The organism is Lewinella sp. (assembly GCF_050633125.1).
Lineage (GTDB): Bacteria > Bacteroidota > Bacteroidia > Chitinophagales > Saprospiraceae > Lewinella.
In genome coordinates, this window is sequence record NZ_JBOEFX010000012.1 from 50,360 (window position 1) to 76,890 (window position 26,531).

The 26,531-nt window shown below is 45.3% G+C and carries 16 protein-coding genes; 12 read left to right on the plus strand and 4 right to left on the minus strand.

The features are described from left to right. The first annotated feature begins 635 nt into the window (after nucleotides 1-635). From ACRBG0_RS02725 to ACRBG0_RS02745, 5 genes are all read left to right on the plus strand, one after another. The gene (locus tag ACRBG0_RS02725; RefSeq protein ID WP_431485394.1) at nucleotides 636-7,880 is read left to right on the plus strand and encodes a gliding motility-associated C-terminal domain-containing protein; all 7,245 of its coding nucleotides are present in this window, start codon (nucleotides 636-638) and stop codon (nucleotides 7,878-7,880) included. 233 nt (nucleotides 7,881-8,113) lie between these two features. Further along, complete coding sequence (locus tag ACRBG0_RS02730; RefSeq protein WP_431485395.1) at nucleotides 8,114-9,070, plus strand: PorP/SprF family type IX secretion system membrane protein; 957 nt, start codon at nucleotides 8,114-8,116, stop codon at nucleotides 9,068-9,070. A 49-nt stretch (nucleotides 9,071-9,119) separates the two neighbouring features. After that, complete coding sequence (locus ACRBG0_RS02735; RefSeq protein WP_431485396.1) at nucleotides 9,120-11,138, plus strand: OmpA family protein; 2,019 nt, start codon at nucleotides 9,120-9,122, stop codon at nucleotides 11,136-11,138. Between the two features lie 129 nt (nucleotides 11,139-11,267). Next, nucleotides 11,268-12,302 (plus strand): SPASM domain-containing protein, encoded by a 1,035-nt coding sequence (locus ACRBG0_RS02740; protein ID WP_431485397.1) that lies wholly within the window; start codon nucleotides 11,268-11,270, stop codon nucleotides 12,300-12,302. Between the two features lie 317 nt (nucleotides 12,303-12,619). Next, nucleotides 12,620-13,642, plus strand: a complete 1,023-nt coding sequence (locus tag ACRBG0_RS02745) for a tetratricopeptide repeat protein (RefSeq protein ID WP_431485398.1) — start codon at nucleotides 12,620-12,622, stop codon at nucleotides 13,640-13,642. 142 nt (nucleotides 13,643-13,784) lie between these two features. On the opposite strand, the gene ACRBG0_RS02750 is transcribed toward ACRBG0_RS02745, so the two are convergent. Continuing rightward, a complete protein-coding gene (locus ACRBG0_RS02750) occupies nucleotides 13,785-14,456 on the minus strand; it encodes a methyltransferase domain-containing protein (protein WP_431485399.1) in 672 nt (223 codons plus the stop codon). 228 nt (nucleotides 14,457-14,684) lie between these two features. On the opposite strand from ACRBG0_RS02750, the gene ACRBG0_RS02755 reads away from it, so the two are divergent. Further along, entirely contained in the window at nucleotides 14,685-16,637 is a 1,953-nt protein-coding gene (locus ACRBG0_RS02755) for an OmpA family protein (protein ID WP_431485400.1), read from the plus strand. On the opposite strand, the gene ACRBG0_RS02760 is transcribed toward ACRBG0_RS02755, so the two are convergent. Further along, nucleotides 16,618-17,847: a type II toxin-antitoxin system HipA family toxin gene (locus ACRBG0_RS02760; protein ID WP_431485401.1), complete on the minus strand. Its 1,230-nt coding sequence runs from the start codon at nucleotides 17,845-17,847 to the stop codon at nucleotides 16,618-16,620. The two genes, ACRBG0_RS02755 and ACRBG0_RS02760, sit on opposite strands and share 20 nt — an antisense overlap. Next, a complete protein-coding gene (locus ACRBG0_RS02765) occupies nucleotides 17,844-18,137 on the minus strand; it encodes a helix-turn-helix domain-containing protein (protein WP_431485402.1) in 294 nt (97 codons plus the stop codon). Before ACRBG0_RS02765 ends, ACRBG0_RS02760 begins: the two co-directional genes overlap by 4 nt. Before the next feature lie 118 nt (nucleotides 18,138-18,255). Here ACRBG0_RS02765 and ACRBG0_RS02770 point away from each other — a divergent pair, with 118 nt between their 5' ends. Both ACRBG0_RS02770 and ACRBG0_RS02775 read left to right on the plus strand, forming a co-directional pair. Further along, a complete protein-coding gene (locus ACRBG0_RS02770) occupies nucleotides 18,256-19,497 on the plus strand; it encodes a hypothetical protein (RefSeq protein ID WP_431485403.1) in 1,242 nt (413 codons plus the stop codon). A gap of 242 nt (nucleotides 19,498-19,739) precedes the next feature. Continuing rightward, nucleotides 19,740-20,519 carry a TIGR02757 family protein gene (locus tag ACRBG0_RS02775; RefSeq protein WP_431485404.1) on the plus strand — a complete coding sequence of 260 codons (780 nt, stop codon included), beginning with the start codon at nucleotides 19,740-19,742 and terminating at the stop codon, nucleotides 20,517-20,519. Here ACRBG0_RS02775 and ACRBG0_RS02780 read toward each other — a convergent pair. After that, a complete protein-coding gene (locus ACRBG0_RS02780) occupies nucleotides 20,509-21,447 on the minus strand; it encodes a hypothetical protein (RefSeq protein ID WP_431485405.1) in 939 nt (312 codons plus the stop codon). The two genes, ACRBG0_RS02775 and ACRBG0_RS02780, sit on opposite strands and share 11 nt — an antisense overlap. 596 nt (nucleotides 21,448-22,043) lie before the next feature. Between ACRBG0_RS02780 and ACRBG0_RS02785 the strand changes: the two genes are divergently transcribed. From ACRBG0_RS02785 to ACRBG0_RS02800, 4 genes are all read left to right on the plus strand, one after another. Further along, a complete protein-coding gene (locus ACRBG0_RS02785; RefSeq protein WP_020537890.1) occupies nucleotides 22,044-22,463 on the plus strand; it encodes a PadR family transcriptional regulator in 420 nt (139 codons plus the stop codon). Further along, nucleotides 22,456-23,178 carry a PspC domain-containing protein gene (locus ACRBG0_RS02790; protein ID WP_431485406.1) on the plus strand — a complete coding sequence of 241 codons (723 nt, stop codon included), beginning with the start codon at nucleotides 22,456-22,458 and terminating at the stop codon, nucleotides 23,176-23,178. Before ACRBG0_RS02785 ends, ACRBG0_RS02790 begins: the two co-directional genes overlap by 8 nt. A gap of 8 nt (nucleotides 23,179-23,186) precedes the next feature. Then, a complete protein-coding gene (locus tag ACRBG0_RS02795) occupies nucleotides 23,187-24,659 on the plus strand; it encodes a GIN domain-containing protein (RefSeq protein WP_431485408.1) in 1,473 nt (490 codons plus the stop codon). A 349-nt stretch (nucleotides 24,660-25,008) separates the two neighbouring features. Continuing rightward, the coding region (locus tag ACRBG0_RS02800) for a proprotein convertase P-domain-containing protein (protein WP_431485407.1) at nucleotides 25,009-26,531 on the plus strand (1,523 nt) is incomplete at its 3' end.

Consider the following 26,531-nt stretch of genomic DNA (forward strand, 5'->3'; position numbering starts at 1 on the left):
TTCGGGATGACTCATGTTTATTAGGCAATATAATGTTCTCTAAGTATGCAGTAGCATGCTTATCTATCTTAGAAGGTTTAGTGTTTTTTATTTTACTTCTTGCCCTTAAACCCTATGCCTAGCATAGCAGACAGGAAAACAGGAAGTCCCAATGCAACCAGCCAATATTGTCCTGTAAAGATTCCGATAATAATAATGGCCATCATGAGGAAGAAACGCGAGATAATAGTAGAAACACTGACGTTAAAAAACTCCATGGTGTTATGTGATTTATAGGTTATAAATTATGCTGATGTGAATTTATGGGTGTTCAATATGATTCTTTGTGATCATCCTCATCATGTTGGATGATTTTTGTCATTTCTGCTGTTCCTTTTTATTTTTCTGGCATTTCCTTCCTGATTTTCACTATTTTAACCGAAATTTGTTACTGAAAGGAAGGGTTGAAAAGCATATTTTTACTTTTTAATCTATACTTAATCGTCTAAGCCTAGCTTTGACAATCCATTTGCCAAACCGATTTGATCCCATGAACTACACGCAAAACGTCCATCCCGATGGTACCCTTCTTAGTGGTACCCGTCATTTTCAGGTACGTGTTTTCCATCTGATTTCGATCAACACAAGTATTACCAATGTTGCTTAACCCTGGCCCCGATGGTGCTCACGGTGGGCCTCATGTTGGAAAGGAACCTATTTCCTTTCCTGTTGTAAACCCGAAAATTGACCCAAAAAGCTGCTCTATGGCGCTACGATATACCACAATCGTTTTTTCTGCTGTCCTCAGTTTGTTGCTGTTCTCAGCATTTACTAACCCTACTCTTCCTGCACATGCGGCTGATGTAATGGCACCAGTGTTTGTGGATCCTACTCCCGGTGATCTTACTGTTCCTTGTGTTGATGCGGTTCCTGCTCCTGTAGACTTAACAGCGAACGATGGAATGGGAGGTGCTGATTTTGAAGTCAGCCCGGTCGATACACCGGACGCTGCTTCTATTGATCCTTGTGCCGGAGGAATAATTGTCCGTTCCTGGACAGCTACCGTAGGTATGGAATCGACAACCGTTTCCCAGAATATTACAGTGCTGCCCGATGGGAGTGCTCCGATGGTAACCCTGCCTGTTATCAATGATACGGTTGCCTGCGAGTTTGCCCTTCCATCGGCACCCAACAACCCAGATCGCTATGACGTCTGGATCAGTTCCCTACGGGTAGCCGTCAGTACCAATGCTTCGGACAACTGTGCTGGCCCCATTATGATCACTGATGATAGTAGTAATTCATTTACAGAGGCTTGTGCTACCCGAATTGTGACCTTTAGTTTGAGCGACCAGTGTGGGAATGCAAGTGAATATATGGCTACCTACACAACGATCGATACCATCGCTCCGGTGTTGGTTGGTGTACCTGGTAATCTTAATTTAAGCTGTGACGAACCAGTTCCAGATCCCCCAGTCGTAACAGTTACGGACAACTGTACGCCGGATTTAGTACCTACGTATTTACCTAGTTCTAGCCAAGTGTTTGATGGAAGTTGTCAGGAATATGAATACAATATTCTAAGAACTTGGGTGGTGAGTGATTCTTGTGGAAACTCTGCAGTAGCAACGCAATTCATTCGCGTAACGGATGAGGTGCCTCCTTCTTATAACGCTCCAGCAGATATTACCATTTCTTGTACAACAGACCCATTGGATTTAACAGTAACCGGTAATGTTTCAAATGTATTTGACAACTGTTCGGCAGATGTGGATGTACAGTTTACTGATCAGTTCACTCCGGGGACTTGTATAGACGAAGCAACGATTACTCGCCTTTGGCGGGCAACAGATGTTTGTGGTAATGTTTCAGGAAAGGTGCAGGTTATCACTATTGCTGACTTGCAAAGCCCCTCCTTCAATGTGCCGCCAGACATTACGGTTGATTGTAGCCAGGCGGATGATCTCAATCTTACGGGTATACCTACCAACGTGATGGACGATTGTGACCCGGACCCAGATGTAGACTTCACCGATGATATCTTTCCGGACACCTGCCCTAATAATTACCTGATTCGCCGTAAATGGATAGTTACAGACCGCTGTGGACAATTTACGGAAGTTACCCAGGAAATAACTGTCGTTGACCAACAAGCACCAGAGTTTGTAGAAGACCCGGAAGATTTTCTGATTTTTTGTGCCGTAGATACAGAAGCAGAATTGGTGTTCCATGAATGGATATTGAACAATGGTAATGGAACGGCATCAGATAACTGTACCCTGGAAGAAGATATTACATGGGTTGCATATAATAGTGGTACCACCGATGAACCAAGCTTGGTGTTAGTAGATTGTCCTACTGGCCCCGATCAGATCGTTCAACGTCAGGATATCGACTTTATCATTTTTGATGAATGTGGATTGAGTGATACCATGACGGTTTCCTTTACGGTATTGGATCAGTTAGCACCGACCATTAGTGGTTGCCCTTCAGATTTTGTCGTGGGTACCAACCCTGGCGATTGTGCTGGAGAAGCTACCTTGGTGCCGCCTTTAATCATTGATGAGTGTTCCTTAAATATGGATACGATCATCTTGTCTGCCAGTGCTCCTTTGACCTCACAGGCTGCTCCTGGCCAGGAAGGAGAGGTCGTTGTGGATGCGGTAGACCTGGATTTAGTGATCCCAAATACGCTACCGATCAATGTGGATGGAGTAGCCGATTTGGCCATCAGCTTATTCACTGCAGATGCGGAATCACCAGAAGAATTTTTCCGTGTGTATGGAGAAGATGGTACCCTGTTGGGGCAAACCAGTAATACCGCAACTCAATGTGGCGATGGGGTGACGCTTTTCCCTTTAACCATTGGCCAACTTAATAACTGGTCTGCCGATGGTATCATCAGTATCCGGTTAGAGCCCAATATTCCTATGGGGCAGCCAGAGCGTTTCGCAATCAACGCCAATTGCCCAGGAGGTAGTACCGTACAGGCCGATCTCAGTTTTATTATCAATGAATTAAGAGGTATAAGTTACCAGTATAGCATTGATGGAGGTAGCCGCATAACCGTGGCTCCTATTGCACCAGTGGATGTAATGCTGGATCAGGGCGAACACTTGATCCGCTATTTTGCAATTGATTGTGCTGGTAATATTGATTCCTGTGAATATTCTATCACCGTAGAAGATATGCAGATGCCGGAAATCAGCTGTCCAATGCCAATCACGGTAACTGTAGATGCTGATTCTTGCCAAAAAACACTAACACTCCCCGTGCCACTGGGAGCTGTCGATAACTGTGATGTCTACGCTGTCTATGAACGTACCTTACCCGCCACGCAGGGTGAAGCATTCCTGCAGTTTTTCCTTGATCCGAACCTGAACGATTACCTGCCACAAGGGCGTACCCTCTCCTTTGATGATGTAGCAGCGAATGTATTTAGCGATGTCACGCTAACTATCGATTTGCAGGGCGACTTCAACTCGAACGGCGCTTTTGTAACCATCCTTGGTGATGACGGTAGTACATTAGCTACCACAAGTATTGGTATTGCCAATTGTACTACACCGGGCCAGTTGAGCGTCACAATCCCCGCAGCTACTTTCAATAGTTGGGCTGCGGATGGTTTGGTGAACCTGGAAATTGTACCCAATGATATTACCGTGCCTCCTGGAGTGCTCGGTGATGGAATCAATCCTTGTAACCCGATGATCGTTACGATGGATGGTGACCGGGACAGTATCAGCTATATTACTGCTACCTTGCGGTACGATGAGCTCCTTTCTACTTATTACGCTACAGGAGTGACTCCGATGCCACAAAGTGCTTTCCCTAGCCCTTCCGGGGAGATTACGGCTACTTTTAATGTAGGTACGACGGAAATGTTTTACCTCATTCAGGATCAAGCTGGTAATGCAGATACTTGTTCGTTTAGCGTAAACGTACAAGATGTAACCCCTCCTACCGTGCTTTGTCAGCCCACCAACTTGTTTATCAACCCATCCGGCCTGCAAGTTGAGGATGTGAGCGCTATCGATGTAGATGCCGGCAGTTTTGATAACTGCGGAGTGATTGATAGCCTCTGGTTGAGTCCTAATGTTTTTGATTGCTCTCAGGTAGGGCAAGTCATCAACGTTACACTGAGCGCACGGGATACCTCTGGAAATATTGGTACCTGCCAAACAATTGTAGGGATTGCGCCGGATGGCCCTATGCCTACAGCCAACTCTGGTCTTTGTGGTGGGGATACTTTGTTCTTGGTGGCTAATCCGCCAGCTCCCAATCCTGGTGTATATACTTACCAGTGGTTTGGACCTACAGGGATGTCACTTTCACCCGCAGGACCGAATCCAGACCTTATGCTTACAGGCATTGATGGAAGTGATGAAGGCCCTTATCGTGTTGTAATTACGGGACTTACGGGCTGTACCGCAGAAGGTGTGGTGAATGTGAGTATCGAAGATCTTCCTCTTACGCCCGAACTGCAAATTGTCAGTAGTTTATGTAGCGATGAAGATATTTTGTTAGAGACGCCTATGGTCCCGTCAGGCATGAACGTTACCTTTTATTGGTACGAAGGAATTGCCCCTAACGGAACCCTATTAGGAACCAGTACAGAGCCAATGTTTACGGTGTCAGGCCCTCATTCGCTTGGCGTTCGAAGGTTTTATATGAAAGTAGAGGCCAATGGCTGTCTTTCGGCAGCTTCAGCAGGCCAGCAACTTACTGTTTTTCAGCGACCAACGGCGGTTGTTACCTACGCAGATACCTTGGTCTGTGCGCAGGAAATTATTGCATTAGGGGTTAACCCTCAAAGCAATGCTACTTATTCCTGGTCCGGCCCTAATGGATTTACTGCAAACGTACAATTTCCTAATACGCCAATCCTTACTGCTGGTGGAGCAGGTTATTATTTTGTTGAGGTCAACCGAGGCTTATGTGTATCTGCTCCGGATTCTACCCTGGTAACGGTCAAACCACGGCCTGCTCAGCCTACAATTGCGAGTAATTCGCCTGTTTGTGCTGGTGCACCCCTGGTGTTACAAACCAGTTTTACAGGAGCAAGTACCTATTTGTGGAGCCGAAGTGGAGGGTTCTCAACAACGACGAGCACGCCTTCACTTACCATCCCAATGGCATCGGCTATGGATCAAGGAACGTGGAGTTTGGTTGTGACGCTCAATGGCTGTCCTTCCTCTGCCTCAGAAAGTATTAGTGTGGTAGTTAACCCTACCCCGGTAGCATCTGCTTCAGCTGACCCCGAACCTGCTTGTCAAGGCGATAATGTAACCTTGAGCGGGTTCAGTACCGTCGCTGGATCATCGTATGAGTGGAGTGGCCCCAATAACTATAGCAGGAGCATCCAAAATCCGGTCATTAATAATATCACACCTTCACGAGCGGGTACTTACGAAGTGACGGTGACAAGTGGTGCCGGATGTGTAGATAGTGCCATGGTGGAGGTCAATGTGTTGGACAATGTTAGTATTACAGGCCTCAGCGATAATGTGCCGGCTTGTGTAGATGCAGGTTTTGATATTGTTATTACGGCAGCCACCTTCCCAGAAGATGATGGTGATTTCACCTATGTCTGGCAGAAACCTGGAGATCCAATACCAGTCGAGACAAACATACCAATGTTAAATGTTCCCAACGCTACGTCAGCTGACGATGGGGTGTATGTATTAGAAGTCTTCACGGCAGAAGGTTGTTCATCAGGAACAGAATCCATAACGGTAGACCTTAATTTTATACCTTCTCAGTTAACTCAACCTGTTACCGTTTCAGGTGAAACAAGTTTCTGTGAAGGAGAGAGCTTTACCTTGATTACATCAGCGGTACCTGGCTCAGATGTTACCTATTTCTGGAACACTCCGTTTGGAAACAATATTCCTACAGGTAGCGAAAATATGTTAGTAGTCCCCCCCGTGAATGTCGGAGATGCCGGTAATTACCGTGTTTATGTTGTACGGGAAGGATGTGCGAGTAGCCTTTCTCCACCACGAAACATAACGATTAATCCAATTCCTAATGTTGCCCTCACGAGCAATTCGCCTGTTTGTGCAGGTGATGTAATCTCACTACAAAGTACTTTTTACCCTAGCGGTGACTATTCTTGGAGTGGCCCTAGTTCTTTTGGTACGGGAGTAGAAGCACATAATCCAGTTATCAATAACGCCGACTCCTTGACGCATGATGGTGTCTATCGTGTTGTGGTAGAAGTAGCAGGTTGTGTATCGGATACGATTATTACCAATGTTGTTGTACGTAATCGCCCAATGACACCGATTGTGTCCCACGATATTTCTATTTGCTTGGATGATCCCGACGCAGTATTAACCCTTGCTATTGATAGCATGTCTGCGGTACCGGGAGCTGACTACCTGTGGTATACGGGTGATGGAGGCGAAATTCAAATCGGCGGTCCTAGCCCTGATTTAGTACTAGAGGTGACAGATTTTGACCTCTTTGCTAATGGAGGCACCTTTCCGTTCTATGCGCGCTCTGAAGCTGATGGTTGCCGTTCGGCGCTGTCAAACCCTACATTAGTACGTTTCGATACGATTCCTATAAATACTGCTTTTGCAGGTGTTGATAGTACTGTTTGTTCTGGTCAGTTTGTCTTGCAGGGGGCTATGCCTACCGTAGGCACAGGTATGTGGAGTTTGGTGAGCCCAATGAACCCTCCTGGTTTTGTGCTCGCAAATCCTGATGCCGCCAACTCTGTTGTGAGTGGACTTACCACGGTAAGTGACCCTTATACCTTGCGCTGGACGCTTTCTAATGGTGCTTGTCGTAACTACTCTTTTGATGAGGTTACCCTCAATGTCATCAATGCGGAACCTGCTAATGCAGGACCCGATTTACTTGTTTGTGAAGATGAAATTGTCATCCTGGAAGGCGTTCCTCCCGGTGAGGATTGCACTGGGATTTGGGTGCAAGACCCTGCGCAAATTGGTTTGGGGGTAGTCATTGTAGATCCTACAGATCCTAATACGGAAATTCTTGGTTTGGCACCAGATAACTTCTATTTCTTTGAATGGCGCATCGATTGTGTCTGTGGCATGAGCGTTGATGTGGTAGCAGTAAACGTAAGTGACCCGATTACCAAAGCTGGCCCCGATAGAATTGTCTGTGATGATCTCAACGAAGTTTCATTAGTTGGGGAAGAGCCAACGCTGGGCAGTACCATTCGCTGGTATTCTCCCGATAGTGACCTTACCTTCTCTAATGCAACATCTGCAACACCTACGGTAGGTGGCCTAAAAGTAGGAGAGAATATATTGATAATGGAGGTTGATCAAGGCTATTGTGGCCCATCTTCTCGTGATACGGCCATTGTTTTGTATAAACTCCCGCCGGTACTTATGGATGATGATGTAAGTGTTGATTTTGGCGGCGAAGCAGATGTACTTCCATTGGGCAATGACATGGTACCTATTGGAACAACGGTGTCTATTATAAGTGGGCCATTCAGCGGCGAAGCAAGCTTGACTAACCCTGAGCTTGTTCACTATATCGCTCCTGCTAACTTTGTAGGAACAGATGAGTTGATCTATGCCGCAGTGAGTGAGGGCTGTGCCTCAACAACAGCAACGATTAATTTCATAATTGGAAATGGCGTTGCTTGTAAAGTACCTTCGATATTCACACCGAATGGTGATGATTATAATGACCATTTTGTGATTCCCTGCCTTTTGGATAAAGATGCTTATCCAAGGAGCCAGGTGACCATTTTCAATCGCTGGGGAGATGAGGTTTACCGTTCAGGTACGCCTTACGACAGCGCCTGGGATGGTACCTACTCTGGTGAAGAATTACCTGTGGATACTTATTTTTATATTGTTGACCTGGGGGATGGAAGTGAACCAACGGCAGGTTACGTGATGATTCAACGATAGTTATTCCCAAAAACGCCTCTTTAGCTCGGTCAAATACCGAGCTAAAGAGGTTATAAAAATGATTAACAGGTGTTTTAGGAACAGCACGAAAATAAATAGCGATTTTGTTTTTCATAATAGTTGAATAAACGGTTCATTTTAAGTGTTTTAACTATTTGGAAAACTTGAAGAAAATCGCGTTTTATTTTCTGCGCAATACTTAAGACACCTGCTGATTGGAAAAAATTAAAAAGATGCGCAAACTATACTTTGCCATACTCCTTTTACTGGGCAGCAGTTGTGTTTTGCTGGCTCAGCAAGACGAGCAGTTTACCCAGTTTATGTATCATAAGTTGGGGTTCAACCCTGCTTATGCTGGAATGCAGGAGACCCCTACGTTCACCGCGCTGGTACGCCAGCAGTGGATCGGACTGGAAGGTGCACCCCAATCACAGTTGTTGACGTTTAACATGCCTTTGACAGCATCAGGGATTGGTTTAGGGGCCAATATTTCGCGCCACAGTATCGGTGCAACAGAACGCCTGACGGCCGATATTTCCTACTGTTATCGCTTTAACTTGGGCAGAGGTGGCCGGATGGGAATTGGCTTATCCAGCTCTGTACGAATGCTGCAAGTCAACTTTGATGAAACCGAATCTACTCAACCTCGCGAAGGGGATCCTGCTATACCAGTGGGTAAACAGAGTAAAATGCTACCTAACTTTGGTGCGGGAATCTATTACAGCAACCAAACCTTTTATGTAGGCTTTAGTGCCCCCCGTCTGTTGACCAATAATATCGACTTTGCAGATGAAGGAACGGTGATTTCCCGTGAGGTACCTCATTATTATTTGATGGCCGGTGTATTGGTCAGTTTGGGAGAGAATATACAAATGCAACCCCAGTTTCTTTTTAAATATGTAGAAGGAGCACCATTTGATGGGGATGTTAATTTAAACTTTATTTTTAGAGAAACCGTATATAGTGGTGTATCTTACCGCCTAGGAGGTTCGAGCGTCTCGGGAATTGGGGAGTCTGCTGCACTTCTATTAGGAATGCAGTTTAGTGACCAATTTATGTTTGGTCTGTCTTATGATTATACCCTTTCCGAACTAAAGAACTACTCAAGCGGCTCAATAGAAGCGGTCATTCGCTATGGTATTGGTGGCCGTTCACGTAGTGGTGAAATATTGAGTCCACGATTTTTTTAAAGCATGGTAGGTATGCTTTAATCTCATGATAACCGTATTTTTGAACACAATGAAAAAAAGGAACCTAATAGGGCTGGTTTTATTATGGCTGACGGTCATGGTGCATGCTCAACCTGTTTCGGAGTATTCTCACACCGGGCAGGAGGTTCGTATATTTAATACCAGTCCGGTTAATTCTGAAGGGCTTGAGTTTTGCCCCGCAGTTTATGAAAATGGCTTGGTCTTTGTCTCTCGTTATAAAAACGGGCCAATAGATCCCAAAACAGGGCAAACTTTCTTTGAACTGTTTTATGCAGAACTAGATCCTAATGGAATGCCAGGTAAACCGGAGTCGTTTTCTACCGAATTGAACTCTGCTTACCACGAGGGTCCTGTCTCTTTTAGTCCCTCAGGAGACCGTATTTTCTTCACCCGTACCAACTCACGTAATGGCGTTCGTCGATCAGACGGCAAGGGGCGTTCTGTAGAGAAAATCTACGAGGCTACCCGCGGCTTATTTGATTGGGAAAACGTCAAAGAACTTCCTTTTAATAGCGATGATTATCGTAGTGTTCATCCCGCTATTTCGGCCGATGAGAAAAAGCTTTTTTTCTCGTCAGATCGCCCAAATGGTTACGGAGGAATGGACCTTTATGTGGTAGAATGGGATAATGGGCAGTGGTCAGCACCGATCAATTTAGGCCCGGAAATAAATACCAGTGGAAATGAGGTGTTTCCTTTCTTCCATCAAAGCGGAACGCTTTTCTTCTCCTCGGATGGTCACCACGGCGCAGGGCGTAAAGACCTGGATTTATACATGATCGATATGGCTGGCCGCAAGTGGGGCCAAGTTTTCAATATGGGTAGTCCCTTTAATTCGCCTGACGATGACTTAGGTTTAGTCATATTACCTGATGGCCGTAGTGGTTATTTCTCATCGGCAAGAGAAGGTGGCTTTGGGCAGGATGATGTTTATATGTTTAAAGCTCCTTTGGGAATGCAGGGCATTCAGCCAACAGCAGTCTTGAGTGGTGTTGTAAGCATTACCGATAAAACAACAAGTCGTCGGATGATTGGTGCAGCAATACGACTTTTTGAGTTAAATAAAGATGGCTTAATTGATGATGAAGCCGCCTATGACCTGGAGTTGGTACCAAGTGAGGGCAAGGATGGTGAGATGATGATGAAAATGGTGAGAAAAAAGGATGATAACCTTGGGAGCCCTCTTGCTGTTACTGACCGAAATGGGGAAGCTGTTTTACAGCTACAGGCGGAAAAAGACTACCTCCTGTTGGTGTCTAAGCCTGATTATTTTACCCAGGAGTTACGTTTTAAAACGGATGAGCTTGGGCCTGATCAACCCTTGGATTTTCTTATGGAACCAACCAATTGCATTATGCTAACAGGAACGGTTCTTTCAGATCGCTTTCAGATTGCTATTCCCAGTGCTACGATTACATTAACAAACCTGTGTGATAACTCTGTTACAACTTACCGCAGTAATATTGGCGGGAATTATGAGATATGCTTGCCCATTGGTTGTGATTATGTGCTAGAAGGCACAAAACCGGGCTACGAGTCAGGAGCCACACGGATCACTACCGTTCGTTTGCGGGGAAGTCGCTCTTTGAGTGCCAATTTAATGATTCACCCTACCTCCGATGCTATTTTAAGAGAGCCAATTAAAGAAGGCACAGTCATTGTTTTGGAAAATATTTACTACGATTTTAATAAATCGGCAATTCGCAAAGGAGCAGCCCAGGACTTGGAGGCCTTATCACAATTGATGAACCTTTATCCAAGTATGCAAATTGAGTTGGGCGCTCATACCGACAGCAGGGGAACAGACGAGTACAACCTTGACCTCTCTCTGCGGCGAGCCCAGTCGGCGAAAGAGTTTCTTATTCAGCGGGGGATTACCGCCAACCGTATCCGAACAGTAGGTTATGGAGAAGCACATCTACGAAACCATTGTGCTGATGGCGTTAATTGTAGCGATGCCGAACACGTCCTTAATCGCCGTACCGAAGTCAAGGTGCTTAATATCAATGAGCGGGTGAAGGTCTCTTACGAAGAGGATTCTAATTAAGGGACAGCACGAAAACAAAACACGATTTTGGCTTTCACAATAGTTGGTCAAGCGGTTCATTTTAAGCGGGTTAACTATTTGAAAGCCTTGTGAAAAATCGTGTTTTATTTTCTGCGCAATACTAAGGCTATGCAGCGCATCGTTTGGGCAGATACTATCAATTTTATTCGAAAACTCAGTTGGCGCAAAATTTGGAATGCGCTATTGGTTATCTCCAGCTATTATGTTAGCCGCTGGACAGGGCAGCCACGCCAATGGGGCTTACCTTTTACTATTAATTTTGAGCCTACAACGGCTTGTAACCTTAGGTGCCCGGAATGTCCAAGTGGCCTTCGGCAGTTTAGTCGACCTACAGGCAATCTTAAGGCAGACTTTTTTCGAACGACATTAGATGAATTGGCTGATCACCTACTCTACCTCATTTTTTATTTTCAGGGGGAACCTTATATCAATCCTTCTTTTTTGGACATGGTTCGCCATGCCCATGCTCAGCGGGTATACACGATTACTTCTACCAATGGTCATTTTTTGAATGATGAGAATGCAGAAAACACAGTAAGCTCTGGCCTTGATCGACTAATTATCTCTGTAGATGGAACAACGCAAGAGGTTTATGAGCAATACCGAAAAGCGGGGAAATTAGAGGTCGTATTAGAAGGAATCAGGAATGTTGTCAAATGGAAACGGCAATTAAAGTCCTCCTCTCCACATATTGTACTCCAATTTTTGGTAGTGAAACCTAATGAGCACCAAATACCTGAAATAAAAAAAATGGCAGAAGAATTGGGTGTAGATGCGCTTTCTTTCAAAACGGCTCAGGTCTATGATTACGAATTTGGAAACCCTCTTTTGCCAGATGCAGATGGCTTGAGGCGGTATAGGAAGTTGGAAGATGGCCGGTATGAACCAAAAGCATCTTTGCATAATCATTGTTGGAAGTTGTGGCACGGAGCTGTTATTACCTGGGATGGGTTGGTTGTGCCTTGTTGCTTTGATAAGGATGCTGAACATCGATTAGGAAACCTAAAAGAAAGTTCATTCCGTGAAGTATGGGAGGGTATACCTTATCAACATTTTCGGAAGCAGCTGTTTTCAGGTAGAGACCAAATTGACATTTGCACAAATTGTACGGAAGGGTGCAAAGTATGGTTACAACCTGATTAAATTTTGTGAAGTCGGATTTTTTAAATAAGTTTGCAAGTGCAGGCGTATTGTCACAAAGGCAGGGAGTTTCTTATTACCTATTGACGTTTCTAAGTTGCAAAATAAATACTTGTCGTAAGATTTCAGCAAGAAATCTTACTCCCTTCTGGAATTAATACGTGAGTATTTACTGATACGGAAAACATTGTTTGGGGCTGTTTGGGCCGCGTGGCGGCCTAGGCAAAGGCAGTTTGGCATCTATTGTTGAGTAAGGATTGAGGCAAGGTGTAGAGCTGTTTTTAATTGAAATTAGTAACTTATAAATAGCAGCAGGGGGCATGGAATACACTGTCATTATTCTGGGGAGATTAGAGTTTGCGAATACCCGAAGTATTCAGCAAGCAACAAAGGTAATTGCACACCTTTTAGAAACGCGCTATAAGAATGACGTCCGTTACAAGGAAGCTAACGAATTATTGAACGAAGAAACATGCTCCTTAACTGTTCCGAGAGAAAAATTTACCAGCTCTGAAAAAATGTGGACGAATACCCTGCACATGTTGAGTAAAGCCGCCGAGTTTTCGATAGCTGGTGATATTAATATGTGGAAGGTTCTGGATGGAGAATTGCAGGACTACCAGTGTATTGAGCCTAATAGTGATAAGACGACTGTACAGGCTTTTCGTGAAGGTCGCGATCTTTTAGTAGATGGGAAATTAGATGCGGCGAAAGAAAAATTGTCTTTAGCAATCAAGCGCTTTCCTCGCCATGCGCAAGCACTGGAACGCAGAGGGTTTATCTATTACTTGCAGGGAGATACTGCTAAAGCAATGGCTGATTATGCTGCTAGTATGACTGCCGATAGCAAGCGCCCTGATGCTTACCTGGGAAGAGCAAAGATATATATTGATCAGGAAAATTGGTCAGCTGCTCTAGATGACCTTACGCAAAGCATGAAGCACTCTATGCCTCATCATAATGTTTATCTCGAGGCTTTACATCGCAAAGGGAGATGCCAGATGGAGATGGGAGAAAACAGTAAGGCAATCGCCTCTTTTAACTTCTTTCTGACTCGACCATTGTTAGAGGATCATCCTCAGTTTATTTTCAGGCGTCAGGTAACCTTTGATAAAGGCCGCGCACTCAGTGCTGACGGTAAAATGGACGAAGCTATCAAGTGCTTTGATGAAGCCATTAGTCTGCCTACACGTGACGGTAATAATCTACTACAGGCTGAGATATTGCTTCATCGCGGTATTGCTATGCAAAAAAGCGGAAAAAAAGGATTTAAAGAAAATTGGAAACAAGCTGCCAACGAAGGCTCTAAGCGCGCAGCAGAACTATTGGCAGAGGTCGCTTAGCAGCCCCTCGCACTTGTTTTGGAACATGAGTCATCCCGGATTTTGGCTGAGGCCAGAATCCGGGATGACTCATGTTTTTTTTATGCCAGAAGGTTTTAAAGCGTATAGTAAATACCAAGAATCCACTCAAACCCGCACTTATCTAAAAAGCTGCCTGTAGCTCAATAATCCAGGATAGCAACTGTTTGTTTTCAGGATGTAAAACATCGGTGAGTCTATGGATTTTCCAGTCATTTTGCTGCGCGTCCTTTTTCCATTCATCACGCTCGCGATAATACCACGGAAATGGAGCGGGGTAGTTGGTCTTCATACTGCGCCAGTCTTCAGTTCGCCAACCAGAAAATTCGTGCGCTGGAAGGGCAATGGTTTGAACGAGAAGATGCCCACGAGGTACTAAGAGTTGCTTTAGTTGATTTAATAAAGTGAAAGTAGCCCCGTCTTCAAACAAAGCAAAGTTGAATACGATGAGGTCAAAAGGCTCCCAAGAAGGGAGCTTGCCTTGCCGAATGTCTTCATAGTTAAAACAAGCATACGCAGGGCCACCACCTTTTTTAGTAGCATTGCTTACTAGCTCCTTTACACCATCTATGCCAATGACAATACGATGAGGAGCGTAAATTGCACGACTTAGCCAGCCTTCACCACACCCGATGTCAAGGATACGGAAGGGGTGGTGTTTTTCAATGGCATTGACGATCGCATCATTGGTGGCTAGTTGTCGGGAAACAATTTCGCTTTGGTCAATTGTGGTTATCCAGCTTTGGCTATTGGCCTGCCAGGAAGATAGAATTTTGTCGGAAAGGGAACCAGGCATAGAACAGGATTGAAAATTAGGTGATACTTTAGGAACAGCAGAAAATAAAATCGCGTTTTATTTTCTGCGCAATACTTAGGTAAAGTATTGAACTAAGATAAACTTTGTTGAGGACATACAACGTTATTGGCAGAGCACGGTTTTGTACAGAAATTGTTAGAGAATAAATAACTTAGGAACAGCAGAAAATAAAATCGCGTTTTATTTTCTGCGCAATACTTATTATCAATGCCTCGCTTAATTTTTATCAGTTGCGTTTTCATTTCCTTCTTTTTGACTATAAATCTTCAAGCTCAGGGGTATATAACCAATGAGGACTTGGACAAGCGTTCACGTAAGCTGCTGGAAGAGGCCGAGTCTTTGGCGCGCCGGCAGCAGTTTGATAATGCTATCAAAAGTTTAAATGCTTTATTGGAGAGAGAGCCCCAAGCTATTGACGCCTTGATCCTACGTGGTGATATGTACTATGCTAAGGGGGAATTGGAGATGGCGGAGCATGACTTGGAAGAGGTACTCGCCATGTCTATGGATTATAAGCCAAGGTTGATCTACCAACTGGGCTTAGTTGAGTATGATCTGGAGAAATACGAAGAGGCAGCAGCGCACCACGAAGCTTATTTGGCTCAAGCTGATGAACGGGATCGCCGCCGCGAGCGCGTGGAGAAATATCTGAAAAATGCACAGGTAGCCGCAGAATTACGCCGTAACCCTGTGCCTTTTTCGCCTGAATCTATAGGCCCATCTATTAATACACCAGGCAAGGAATATCTGCCTGCTTTTTCGGCGGATGGTCGCTATCTGGTGTATACCGTGAACTATACAGGAGGAGAAGATTTTTACTATAGTGAGTTAAAAGAAGACGGCACCTGGACGAAAGGGCAGGCGCTCACAGGGGTCAATACCTTGGAAAATGAGGGTGCGCAAAGCATGTCTGCCGATGGTCGATTGCTCTATTTTACGGGTTGCAACTGGCCGGATAGTTACGGTAGTTGTGATTTGTATTATGCCCGTCGAGAGAAAGGAGAGTGGGGCAACCTTCGCCACGCTGCAACACCCATCAATAGTGCACAATGGGATACCCAACCGAGCCTTTCGGCCAATGGTGATTACCTGTATTTTACCAGTACCCGCCCCGGAGGTTTTGGTGGTAGCGACATTTGGCGTTGTAAAAGAGGTTTGGATGGCCGGTTTGGTAACCCCGAAAACCTAGGACCAACTATCAATACAGAAGGGAATGAACAGTCCCCATTTCTTCATGCTGATGGACAGACACTTTACTTTGCTTCCAATACCCATCCAGGATTGGGTGATTTCGATATTTTTATCAGTAGGATGCAGTTAGATGGCTCCTGGAGCGAACCCAAGAATATAGGTTACCCCATCAATACATCGGCAGGAGAAGGAACGCTGGTCGTAAGTTTGGATGGTAAAAAGGCTTACTATACGACCGATCAGAATACCAAGAAAGGGTCACCTTTAGATCTTGACATCTACCAGTTTGATCTCTACCAAGAAGCCCGCCCTCAATCGCTGACTTACGTAGAAGGCCGAGTCGTAGATGCGCAGACCAAAGAAATCATAGAAGATGCCGACGTGCTCATTACCGCAGAAGGGAAGACCACAACCTTCGCTCAAGTAAAAACGCTTGATGATGGAACCTTCTTGATTGTTCTGCCAATGGGCGAAAATTACGCCTTTGAGGTGAGCCGAGAAGGGTATCTTTTTTACTCCGATCGCTTTGAATTAGCTGGAGCCTTTGGCTTGGAGAAACCTTACGAATTATCTATCCCCTTGCAGCCGATACCCAAGGAATTGTCGGTAAACGGAGAGCAACCCATCGTGCTGAAAAATGTACTCTTTGTCTCTGGTTCCGCAGAGTTGCTGCCCATGTCGGAAATGGAGCTGAATCGTTTAGTGGAGTTGTTGGAAGAGAACGTAAAGCTGAATATCAGAATAAATGGCCATACAGATAACGTAGGTGATGATACGGCAAATCAAGTACTGAGCGAGGCACGTGCCAAGTCGGTTTATAGCTTCTTGGTCAGCCAAGGGATTCCGACAGAACGGTTGAGTTACAAAGGTTTCGGCGAAAGCCAACCTCTGGCTGAAAATGATACCCCCGAAGGCCGAAAGTTGAATAGACGGACAGAGTTTGAGGTCGTTAGTCTGGGAGAGCAGTAAGGTGATCATTGATCCACTTTGTGGAGTTTTTGGTGACGCCGGCCTGATTCGCAAAATACTTCCACTCGTTGGTCACGTCTTTTACTTGGCGAATAATGTTTACTGCTTGATCGATTCCGAAAAGATGAGCTAATTCAAGCAGTTGAGATTCACCTGGAGATTTTCCTTCTCCTGCAACCGTGGTAGAATGTTGACCATGCGATGAGGTCGAAAAGGTTAAGTCAAAAGCAGGTGCCATTTGCCATTCACCACTAGGATTCATGAGGAAAGCAAAGTTTTTACTATGATCATCTCTGTTGTTGGAATAGATGTTGAAAGCTGCTAAACGGAACACTTTTTCATAAGCTCTGACATCATTTTCGAGCCTGAAAGCAGCGTCCATGAGGTGGCCATAATCCATACTGCTTAATCTGAAATTATCGTGCATTAAACCACTGGCAGAATGAAGATGTAAGCGACGATTACCAATGCGATCAAATCGCTTAGTGCCAAAATATTTTCTTCCTGACATCCCGGTAAATAAATGGCAGTCACTCATCTGGAGGCCTGCCTCCATTGCCATTAAGTAATAAGCATACTCTATTTGAGCAATGTCGTGTGGGTCAGCGTTGGCCGGGAATTTTATGATCCAGTGCTCAAAATCTTTTGGTAACCTTTGCTGATAGGGACGTAATAAATCTTTTTCTGGATGATACCCCACAAATATTTTTGGTCGGGCTCCTCCGGAAGATCCTCCCCGTAGGAATAGTTGCTCGATCATTTCATTGCTGGTTCCTGATAGGATTTGTTGACTAGCATTGGCTATCTGGTCTAGTGAAATATCCTCAAGCACTTGGTCCGTGGCTATTGAAACGGGGCGATAGCATAATGCACCTAACCCATTGCTTCCTACAATAGATAGTCTGTCCAGAGGTGTGACTTCATTCAGATTTCTTCCCTTTGAAACTAGTGTGCGGTCTAACAATAATCTTCCCCATCCGTCAGGCAGGGAGTCGTCAAAGATGCCAAAAAGGCCATCAAAGACAAGGGTGTCTGGTTGTAGGATTTCTTCAGAAAGAGGGAGCTTGAAAGGAGAAATTTCTAAGTTTAAGTCTAGAAAATCGGGATAGTATTTAAAGAAAATTTCTTTATTATGTCTAACCATCTCTCCCACGTCGATGTGTTGTTTGTCCCAGCACAGGGAGCAAATAAGCTGGTCAGCGTTTTTCATAGTCCTCTGGCTTTTTTGCTAAAGAGTTGTTCTACTTCCTTTGTTTGGTCATTGATAGAAAACAAATGTTCGAAGGCGTCAAGCTGGCCAAGGATCTGAGCTAACTTTAGGAGGTTTTCAAAAGAAATTTGACCGTTCTGTTCAAAGCGCTTTAGACTTCCCAAAGAAACGCCCGAGCGTTCTGCCAGTGCTTTTTGGGTGAATTTCTTTTTTTTACGTAATCTACGGTGGCGGTCTGCGGTAAGCGTTAATAGATCTTGAGGGGTTTTTGAAAGGCTATATTTATTCATTTCTAGCTAATATTTTAGCTAAAATAAAGGTTTTTTGCCAAAATCACTAATATATTGGCTATTTGTTCTGGGTTGGTAACTTTAAGAACTTCTTTACCTTTACCCAAAATCAATTCTTTTGCGGAAATCTTCCTGGTATCTTTTGTTGCTATTGTTGGTTGTGCTGGAAGTCATTAGCCAGACCTACCTTGCCGCTTTTGGTAACAAAGACTTGGCCGCAATTGCCTACCTGTTGGCCGGAATCGGAATTGGGTTGCTACCTCTGCTGAAGCGCGAGGTTGGCGAACCTTCTCCGCCAAAGCAGGAGCAGCGTTCAAATAGGTGGACGGCCACTGCCTTTGGCTTAGTGATAGCAGGAATAGGTTACTTTGGCATTCAGGCAATCAAGGCGCAGCCGCTGGATTATACTTTTGCGGATATGCTCCCGATCATCCAGATCATGGGAGAGCGTTGGCTGGCAGGAGAGGAGGTTTACGCGGTTATCTCTGAAATATGGGACGGTATGCAGCCTATCTACCTGCCCGTAATGTGGCTCTCTTACCTACCTGCTATCCTCGCGGATGTTGACATCAGAATCATTAACCTGTTTTTTATTGCGCTGGCGAGTGGGGCAGCGCTACAGTTTGGCCGCCAACAATATTCCGTTCGGCAATGGTGGGTGTACGTGCCTTTGCTAATATTGCTCAGTTATATCCTTGTTACTTACACCACATTTATCACTATTTCCGAAGAGCCGATAGTGGTAGGGTTTTATGCCTTGTTGGGGTACAGTGTGTATAGGCAACGGGCGGGGTGGATTGTACTGGCCTTGGCGGGCTGTTTGCTGAGTCGTTATGCGCTGATTTTTTGGGCGGGTACCTACTTTATATATATGCTTTGGCAAGAAGACCACCGGAAAGCATTGTGGATCATGGGAGGAACGGCAGTGATGTGCCTCTTCTTGATGATCGTCTCTCAGGGTATTTACGAAATTGACCTTTTCTATTCCTTGAAAGATGCTTACCTGGATAGCTTCCAGAATCCCGATGTGAGGTGGCGTACCGAGAATACGATTGCCAAAAATATTGGATTGGCACGGTTTGTAGATTTTGATCACCTACTGGTTTTGCACCGGGCGGTATTCCTGGGCTCGCTATTGCTTCCGCCGTTACTATATATATGGTATCACTTTCGGTTGCGGCACAGGGTGGCCTCCTCCCTTTTTGCACTATGCAGTTTGAAACTCTGCCTGGTTTATTTTTTCAACATGAATGCCCTACCATATTCTTACCTGTTCTACACATCTACCTTTTTGAGCTTAGTAGTCTTGGGAGTGTTGACTAGAAAGGAGGGGGCGTCTAATGCCGAAGGCACGGAGTAAGTGTACTGAAATATTTCAGGCAAAACATTTGGGCAGCTGGCTGCGCCTGTCGGCTAGCCATCGCGCTATCCGCTCTCATGCAGTGCTGCGCATTGCATACCGCTGCTATCGCTGCTGCTGCTCGTCCCTGCGCCGTGCTTTGCTATTCGCTACGCACCTTCAAGCCCATGGTTTTGGCATAACCATTCTTCCGGAGCAGCCCGCTATATCACAGTTTATTACCTTAGCGAAAAATACCATTCATGCCCCAAGACCTCAAGGCCTACCTCGATGAACAAGTAGACCGCTTCAACGAACCAGGGTTCATTCCTGCAGATCCGGTATCTATTCCGCATCAGTTTACATTGCCGCAGGATCAGGAGATCATGGGCTTTTGGGTGTCCATACTGGCTTGGGGGCAGCGTAAAACCATTATCAATAATGCGATCCGGTTGATTGAACTGATGGAGGGCGCACCTCACGACTTTATTGTTAATCATACGGAAGAAGATCGCGCGCGTTTTGCGGATTTTAAGCATCGCACTTTTCAATACACGGATACGCTTTATTTTTTGGAATTCCTGCAATGGTATTATCGGCAGCATGATTCTTTGGAGGATGCCTTTGCTCGTTTTATAACACCAGAAGATGTAACGACGGAACCCGCCTTGCAAGGCTTCCATGAGCTCTTTTTCAGTTTGCCGGATGCACCCCGGCGCACGAGGAAGCACGTTGCTACCCCCGCACGAAACTCAGCTTGTAAGCGATTGAATATGTTTTTACGTTGGATGGTTCGAAACGATGAGCGTGGCGTAGATTTTGGTCTGTGGCAACGTATTCGCCCAGCTCAGTTAATGATGCCGCTGGATGTTCATGTCGAGCGGGTTGCCCGCCGCTTGGGTTTGATTACCAGAACACAAAGGGATTGGAAGACCGTAGTAGAATTGACTGAAAATCTACGTCGCCTGGATCCTGATGATCCCGTGAAGTATGACTTTGCCTTGTTTGGGGTAGGCGTTTTAGAAAACAGACCTACTCAATAACCTGGATGAGGAAGAAGCCATCTTCGCCCTGGTGTTGGTAGAGCGGCATCAGGATATGGCAATCATAGCCTGAATAGATGGGCCCATTCTTGTCATTGGCCAATAGCTGCCCTTTTTGGATAGGCTGGAAGTTTTGGAACCCAGGCTCCATTTTGAAACGATCTTCTTTTTTTACAGGGTGTACTTTTAGTAACTCGGCTACTTTGGGAAGGCCTTTGCTATAATTCATCAAGATATCATCGTGGCGATTTTCTACATCTTCGGAGCGAACACAACGTACAGAGCGAAGTAAGTTGATGAGGGCAGCAATCGCGCGGCGGGTGGAGAGTGGGTCTTTGTGTTGCCCAGCCTCAAAGGTAACGCTGGTGGTAGGACAGGAAAAATGGTCGCAGCAAAAATGATGAAGGGTTGTCCCGCGGAGACTTCTCAACATGCCCGTAATGACTGGAGCGTGTAAGGACTTGGCTAGTTTTAAACTCTGGGGGGCATCGGAAGCAATGGAGAAAATGCCGCCGTCGGCAGTAGTCGTATGTAAATCAATAACAAAAAGCTCAGTAGGTTGGTAATCGGCAATCTCAGCATCAACCAATTCTAGGATGGTTTTAAGCTCCAGGTCTTCGGCATTCAGGTCATGGTTTTGGGATAGACGGACGCGTTGAATATTTTCAGGAGTGAATTGCCGGTTGAGGTCTTTTTGTAGGTAGCGTACTCCTAGTTGACAAGCTTTTAAATTTCCTCTGATTCCCAGCATTCGACCATAGAAAACAAAATCTGGATTTTGTTGGGGTTCTACCTTGAGCATTCTAAATACCATATCAATGGCCCGTACGCCGGCGAGCTCATTGCCATGCATGGCACCAAAGGCGATAATAAGTGGCCCTGGTTGTGATCCTGTATAACGTCCTATGATGCGATCTAATTCTTCCATATACTGTTGCTGGTTATACTACAGGGAGTTAGCGGTTGAGCTTCTTTTGCTTGTGAAGGGTCGCTCAACCTGAGGAGCACCCGCGCAAGCTGCCTGGAAGGCGCGAACAAAGTGAGCGGCCCCGACCTGCAAAGCCATACTTGGTTTTGCAGGTCGGGACGGAGCGAATAGCGAACCCTGTAAGGGAGCGACCGCCGCTTTGCGTATTGCACAATTTAATAAGTGTACTGTTTCCAAGCGGGGGATGCGCCCTGAAAACTAAGGTAGGGAATATTGCCTTAGGGTGAACCTCTTCATTGCGAGAAATCAATACTGATTTAGATCACCTTGTTTACCGTAGCGTAGTCATTCCCTGTGAAAAAGCCTAGGGAAGGCTGCGAGTGTTCTTTTTTTGAAAGTTTTTTTGACGTTCATCGGCTAAAAGTAGCTGTTGGTCGAGAAGATGGTTAAAAAGGGCTATAGTAGCTGCCTTTTCTAGGTACTATGTATTGCATAATACCTAGCGTTGCCTTATCTTTGTATCGAGACTTACAGAAAGAAGGTATTATTAATGAAAATGATGCGCTTGAGTAAGCTTAAACAAATGGCCAAAAAAAATGATGGAACGTACGAATGAAAATAGTTATTCCACATTACAAGCCCAGACCATTATGATGACAGAAGAACAGATAAAAGCTTTGGATGCGGCGGGCAAGCAATTGCGACGAGGAGTACTGGAGCTGTGTGTACTGTCAGCCATTGCTGCGGAGGATGAGATTTACTCTTCTACCATTCAGGAGAAGCTGAAAGATACACCGTTGGAGGTGAAGGAAGGTACACTATACCCGTTGCTCACCCGGCTGAAGAACAGTCAGCTACTACAATATACCTGGCGGGAAAGCACGAGTGGCCCTCCGCGCAAGTATTTCTCGATAACAGATGACGGCCGCGAATTTTTGGATGGCCTGATGTCTACCTGGAGCGACTTAGTCTCCGCAGTCCATCATAACACGCAAAACAACCAAACTAATGAATAAGGTTTATAATATCAATCTCGGTGGCTATCCCTTCACGATTGATGAAGACGCCTATAACCACCTTCGCTCGTATTTGGAAGCTATCCACAATCATTTCCGTGCTACGGAAGGATACGAAGAAATCACCCACGACATTGAAGCCCGTTTAGCTGAGCTATTTGTAGAGCAGCTGAATAATCGCCCGATTGTTGGTTTCCAGGAAGTAGAAGATGCTATCGCTATCATGGGACGGCCCGAAGAATTCGGAGCCGATCCTATGAGCGAGGGCGCAAGTTTTACCGAAAGTGGTAATGCGCAGGCGGATACCGGCGGTACCGATGCCAAGTTTAAGATAAAAACTGGTAAACGACTGTACCGGGATACCGAAGACTCGGTAGTAGGTGGTGTAGCTGCCGGACTGACCGCTTACTTTGGTATTGCTGATCCGATTTGGGTTAGACTCTTCTTTGTGCTGGTCGTTATTTCTGGTGGAATTGGTATTCCACTATATTTGATCCTTTGGGCCTTAATGCCTGAAGCAAAGACCGCTGGCGATCGACTGGCCATGCGGGGCGAGCCGATTAATATCTCGAATATCAGTAAGATTATTACCGAAGAATTTGAGCATTTATCAGAGAAGATGACCGAGCTGGGAGAAGAACTGGCCGGTAAAAAAAAAGTCCGCGCGAAAATGACGAGAACAACGAGGGCCCTTCGCAGCGGTTCGCTGCTGTAAATGACACCATTAATGATAGCTGGCAAGCTGCACGCGAGCAGCTACCCAAAATAGGGAAGGTTTTGCGCGCGCTATTGATCGCAGCAGCCATCTTTTTCATCTTCATCTTTGCCATGGTGTGGTTAGGCATTATTGCCGGACTTACTTTCTCCATGCCTTTACTTACGAACTTTTTCCCAGGACAGGAAATGATGACGGTCATAGCGATGATCAATGTACTGTTCTCGGTGGGACTGCCACTACTGGCGATCATACTACTTATAATAAGAGTAGTCTTTGGCCGACGGATGGGCAAGGGCTGGTCGACAGCGATGATTGTTTTTTGGTTTATCAATGTGTTTTCGCTGGCGAGTATTGGAGGTACTTTGGCCCAGGAGTTTATGGTAGAAGAGCATATTGAAGAGCAGTTGAGTACGGAATCCTTTTCGGCAGAGACCGTTACCTTATCCTACTACCAACTGGAGGATCGCCAAAACGAGCACTTCATGATTTTTGATGAAGAGGTGCAGTTACCCGGCGCAACCGGTCGTTTCAGCATCAAGAAAAGCCCGGATAGCGAATGGCATTTGAGTAAGCAGGTGACCGCACGTGGTAAGCGTGGCGCAGATGCGAGATCATTAGCTACGGAATTACCTTATCCTTTAAAAGTGAGCGAGGGCAGTTTAGCCATCCCGCAGGAGGTACCTTTCTCGGAATTGAGCAAGTGGCGAGCGCAGGAAGTGAAGATGGAATTGCAAGTGCCGGTAGGAGCTTACCTTATAATAGGAGAAGACGTGGCAGATTTTGGAAACTTGTCAGTCGATAAGTATCCCGAAGCAACCCAGCTTTATCAAATGAATGCCGAAGGCAGGCTGATCTGTCAGGATTGCCCGGCTGGATACAGTGAGGGAAATAGTTCTGATGCGGCTCCTGTGCAACAAGAAGCAATGCCACAGTATCAGGATTATAATAATATTACCCTGAATGGCCCAATGAAGGTTACTATTGAAAAAGGGGATACCTATGATTTACGCCTTACGGGCGAAGAGCAATACCTTAGTAAGGTTGTAACTACGCTGGAGGAAGGAATGCTACTTGTAAACCTGGAAGCAACAGATCTTGAATCGCCTGTGAGATTGTACCTGACCTTACCTGATTTACAGGCTTTAATCCTGAACCATACCGATGATGTGCGCGTCAAGGATTTCAGCGGAGAGCAGTTAGCTATAACAGCTAGTGGGGATTTTGAGCTGAAGACGACGGTTGATGTACAAGAACTGATGTTTACAGGTAATGAAGGGGTGGCTATTGAGTTTACAGGAAACGCCCAACACCTGAATGCCAATTTGAATGGAGGCAGTCGCTTGGATACTGATCGAGGAGAGGTGAAAACAGCGAATATCACAGCAGCAGAAGGGAGCAGAGTGAAGCTAGGCCAAGGTGTTGAGGTCAACGAGCAAGTGATTAGTGATGACAGCAGCTTGCGTGTAGTTAATAAATAGAGAAGACTAAGCTAAATAAAACCAAGTACGCCAGGAGTATAGCCAGGCTATTGTAAGATATTGCGATAATGATGACTGTAGCGGTTGAGTAGACATGAGTCGACTCAGCCGCTTTTTTTACAAAAGGGCGAGCACCTAATGATTGTACTCCTTAGATTATATGTAAAAAAGTCTTTTTTTTTTTGGTGATCTGCTAGCTAGAATAGTATCTTGCGGGCAATTGACGACCAAAAAAAATGTTTTGACACACTGATAGTGTATAACTATCAGAAAATCAATACATACTGTATAGGCTTATATTTGACTAAGCATACATAACCTTTTTTTATTTTTAACAAATTGTAATCTTATGACCAAAGCGAACTTTACGCTTAAAAACATGACGCAGTGGGGCCTAGGCCTTTTGCTCATGCTGGCTCTGCCGATCTTGGGTCTTGCCCAGACAACGCAGACCTTCTCTGGTGCTGGTTTACCTACTCCTGTTCCTCCTGTAGGAACATCAGGTACGACAGTAGTTACGACCGACGTTACCTTGAGTGGTGTTATTGGTACGAACGCTTCTGTAGACCGAGTACTTCTTGATATCACCCACACTTTTGACGGGGATTTAGATATCACTCTCATTTCTCCAATGGGAACATCAATCCTTCTTACGGCTAGTAATGGCGGTGGTGGTGATAACTACACGCAAACTGTATTTGAGGATGGATTTCCATGTATCGAAACTGGCACAGCTCCTTACACTGGTACATTTGGGCCAGAAGGTGATGACGGTGCTGGTGGTATCGAAGGTGACTGTACCCAAAACAATGTTTTTGCCACTGTATTTGATGGTGAAGAAATTAATGGTACTTGGACCTTGAATATCGAAGATACTGTTGGTGGTGACAGTGGTGAGATCACTCAGTTCGACCTTACGGTTACTGTAGAAGATGCTCCTGTTGATCCTGACTGTCCTTTCATGCCTTATGACGGTGAAATTGGCTGTATTGCTAATGTTAACGTTACTTTAGGTGCTGATTGTACTGCTCGTATCACTCCTCAGATGGTTCTGACGGGTGCTAACGTTGATTGTGCAGAGAACATTTTCATTCTTGTAGACGGAACCAACTCTGATGTAATCAGTGGTTGTGGTACGCACACTTACGTTGCTGAAATCTATGACGCATTTGACAACTTGGCTTACACTTGTTGGGGTAATGTCTTCGCTGAAGACAAGACCGACCCTGTTGTTGAGTGTCCTGCTAATACCAGCACTGTAACCCAGGAATACGAAGCTTACAAGGCAAGTGGTACGCTTGAAGCAACTGATGCTTTATTGAACTTCAACAACTATAGCTGTTTAAACCAAGGCTTCTTGGTAGACGGTGAGCACAACTACGACGTAGTAACATTCACTACGCCTGATTATGCTACTCCTGTTGATGTATACACGATCTTGATGGATTCTGACTGGGGTGACGGAAGCATGTTCCTATTCCAGGGTGATTTCGATCCTGCATCTCCATGTGAGAACCTCATCGGTTCTTCTGATGATGCTTTCGTACCTGGTGGCAATATTTTCGACCCAGCACTACGTATGAGCCTGCCATTACAGCCCAATACGAGCTACACCTTGGTATTGACCAACTGGTTGACGACTCAGTTTGGTGATTGGTCTGTTGCTATTTATTCTGACGAGAACGTTGGTTTGATTGGTGGTGATTTCACTGCTATGACTATGACCGAAACTCGTGATTTGGTATGTGAAGACATCAACTTCATCCACTTCCAGACACCTCAGTCTTGGATTGCTGGTGCTGATGGTGTACTGGACTTCAATGCTACGCGCAACACCTTCTTTGGAGGAAGCACTGCTGCATTGAATGCATT

Coding starts and splice junctions, on each gene's coding strand:
- ACRBG0_RS02760 (WP_431485401.1), bottom strand. CDS start 17,847: ATGAAAAACGCTGACCAGCTTATTTGCTCCCTGTGCTGGGACAAACAA.
- ACRBG0_RS02735 (WP_431485396.1), top strand. CDS start 9,120: ATGAAAAAAAGGAACCTAATAGGGCTGGTTTTATTATGGCTGACGGTC.
- ACRBG0_RS02740 (WP_431485397.1), top strand. CDS start 11,268: ATGCAGCGCATCGTTTGGGCAGATACTATCAATTTTATTCGAAAACTC.
- ACRBG0_RS02730 (WP_431485395.1), top strand. CDS start 8,114: ATGCGCAAACTATACTTTGCCATACTCCTTTTACTGGGCAGCAGTTGT.
- ACRBG0_RS02780 (WP_431485405.1), bottom strand. CDS start 21,447: ATGGAAGAATTAGATCGCATCATAGGACGTTATACAGGATCACAACCA.
- ACRBG0_RS02745 (WP_431485398.1), top strand. CDS start 12,620: ATGGAATACACTGTCATTATTCTGGGGAGATTAGAGTTTGCGAATACC.
- ACRBG0_RS02785 (WP_020537890.1), top strand. CDS start 22,044: ATGATGGAACGTACGAATGAAAATAGTTATTCCACATTACAAGCCCAG.
- ACRBG0_RS02765 (WP_431485402.1), bottom strand. CDS start 18,137: ATGAATAAATATAGCCTTTCAAAAACCCCTCAAGATCTATTAACGCTT.
- ACRBG0_RS02775 (WP_431485404.1), top strand. CDS start 19,740: ATGCCCCAAGACCTCAAGGCCTACCTCGATGAACAAGTAGACCGCTTC.
- ACRBG0_RS02790 (WP_431485406.1), top strand. CDS start 22,456: ATGAATAAGGTTTATAATATCAATCTCGGTGGCTATCCCTTCACGATT.
- ACRBG0_RS02725 (WP_431485394.1), top strand. CDS start 636: ATGTTGCTTAACCCTGGCCCCGATGGTGCTCACGGTGGGCCTCATGTT.
- ACRBG0_RS02750 (WP_431485399.1), bottom strand. CDS start 14,456: ATGCCTGGTTCCCTTTCCGACAAAATTCTATCTTCCTGGCAGGCCAAT.
- ACRBG0_RS02755 (WP_431485400.1), top strand. CDS start 14,685: ATGCCTCGCTTAATTTTTATCAGTTGCGTTTTCATTTCCTTCTTTTTG.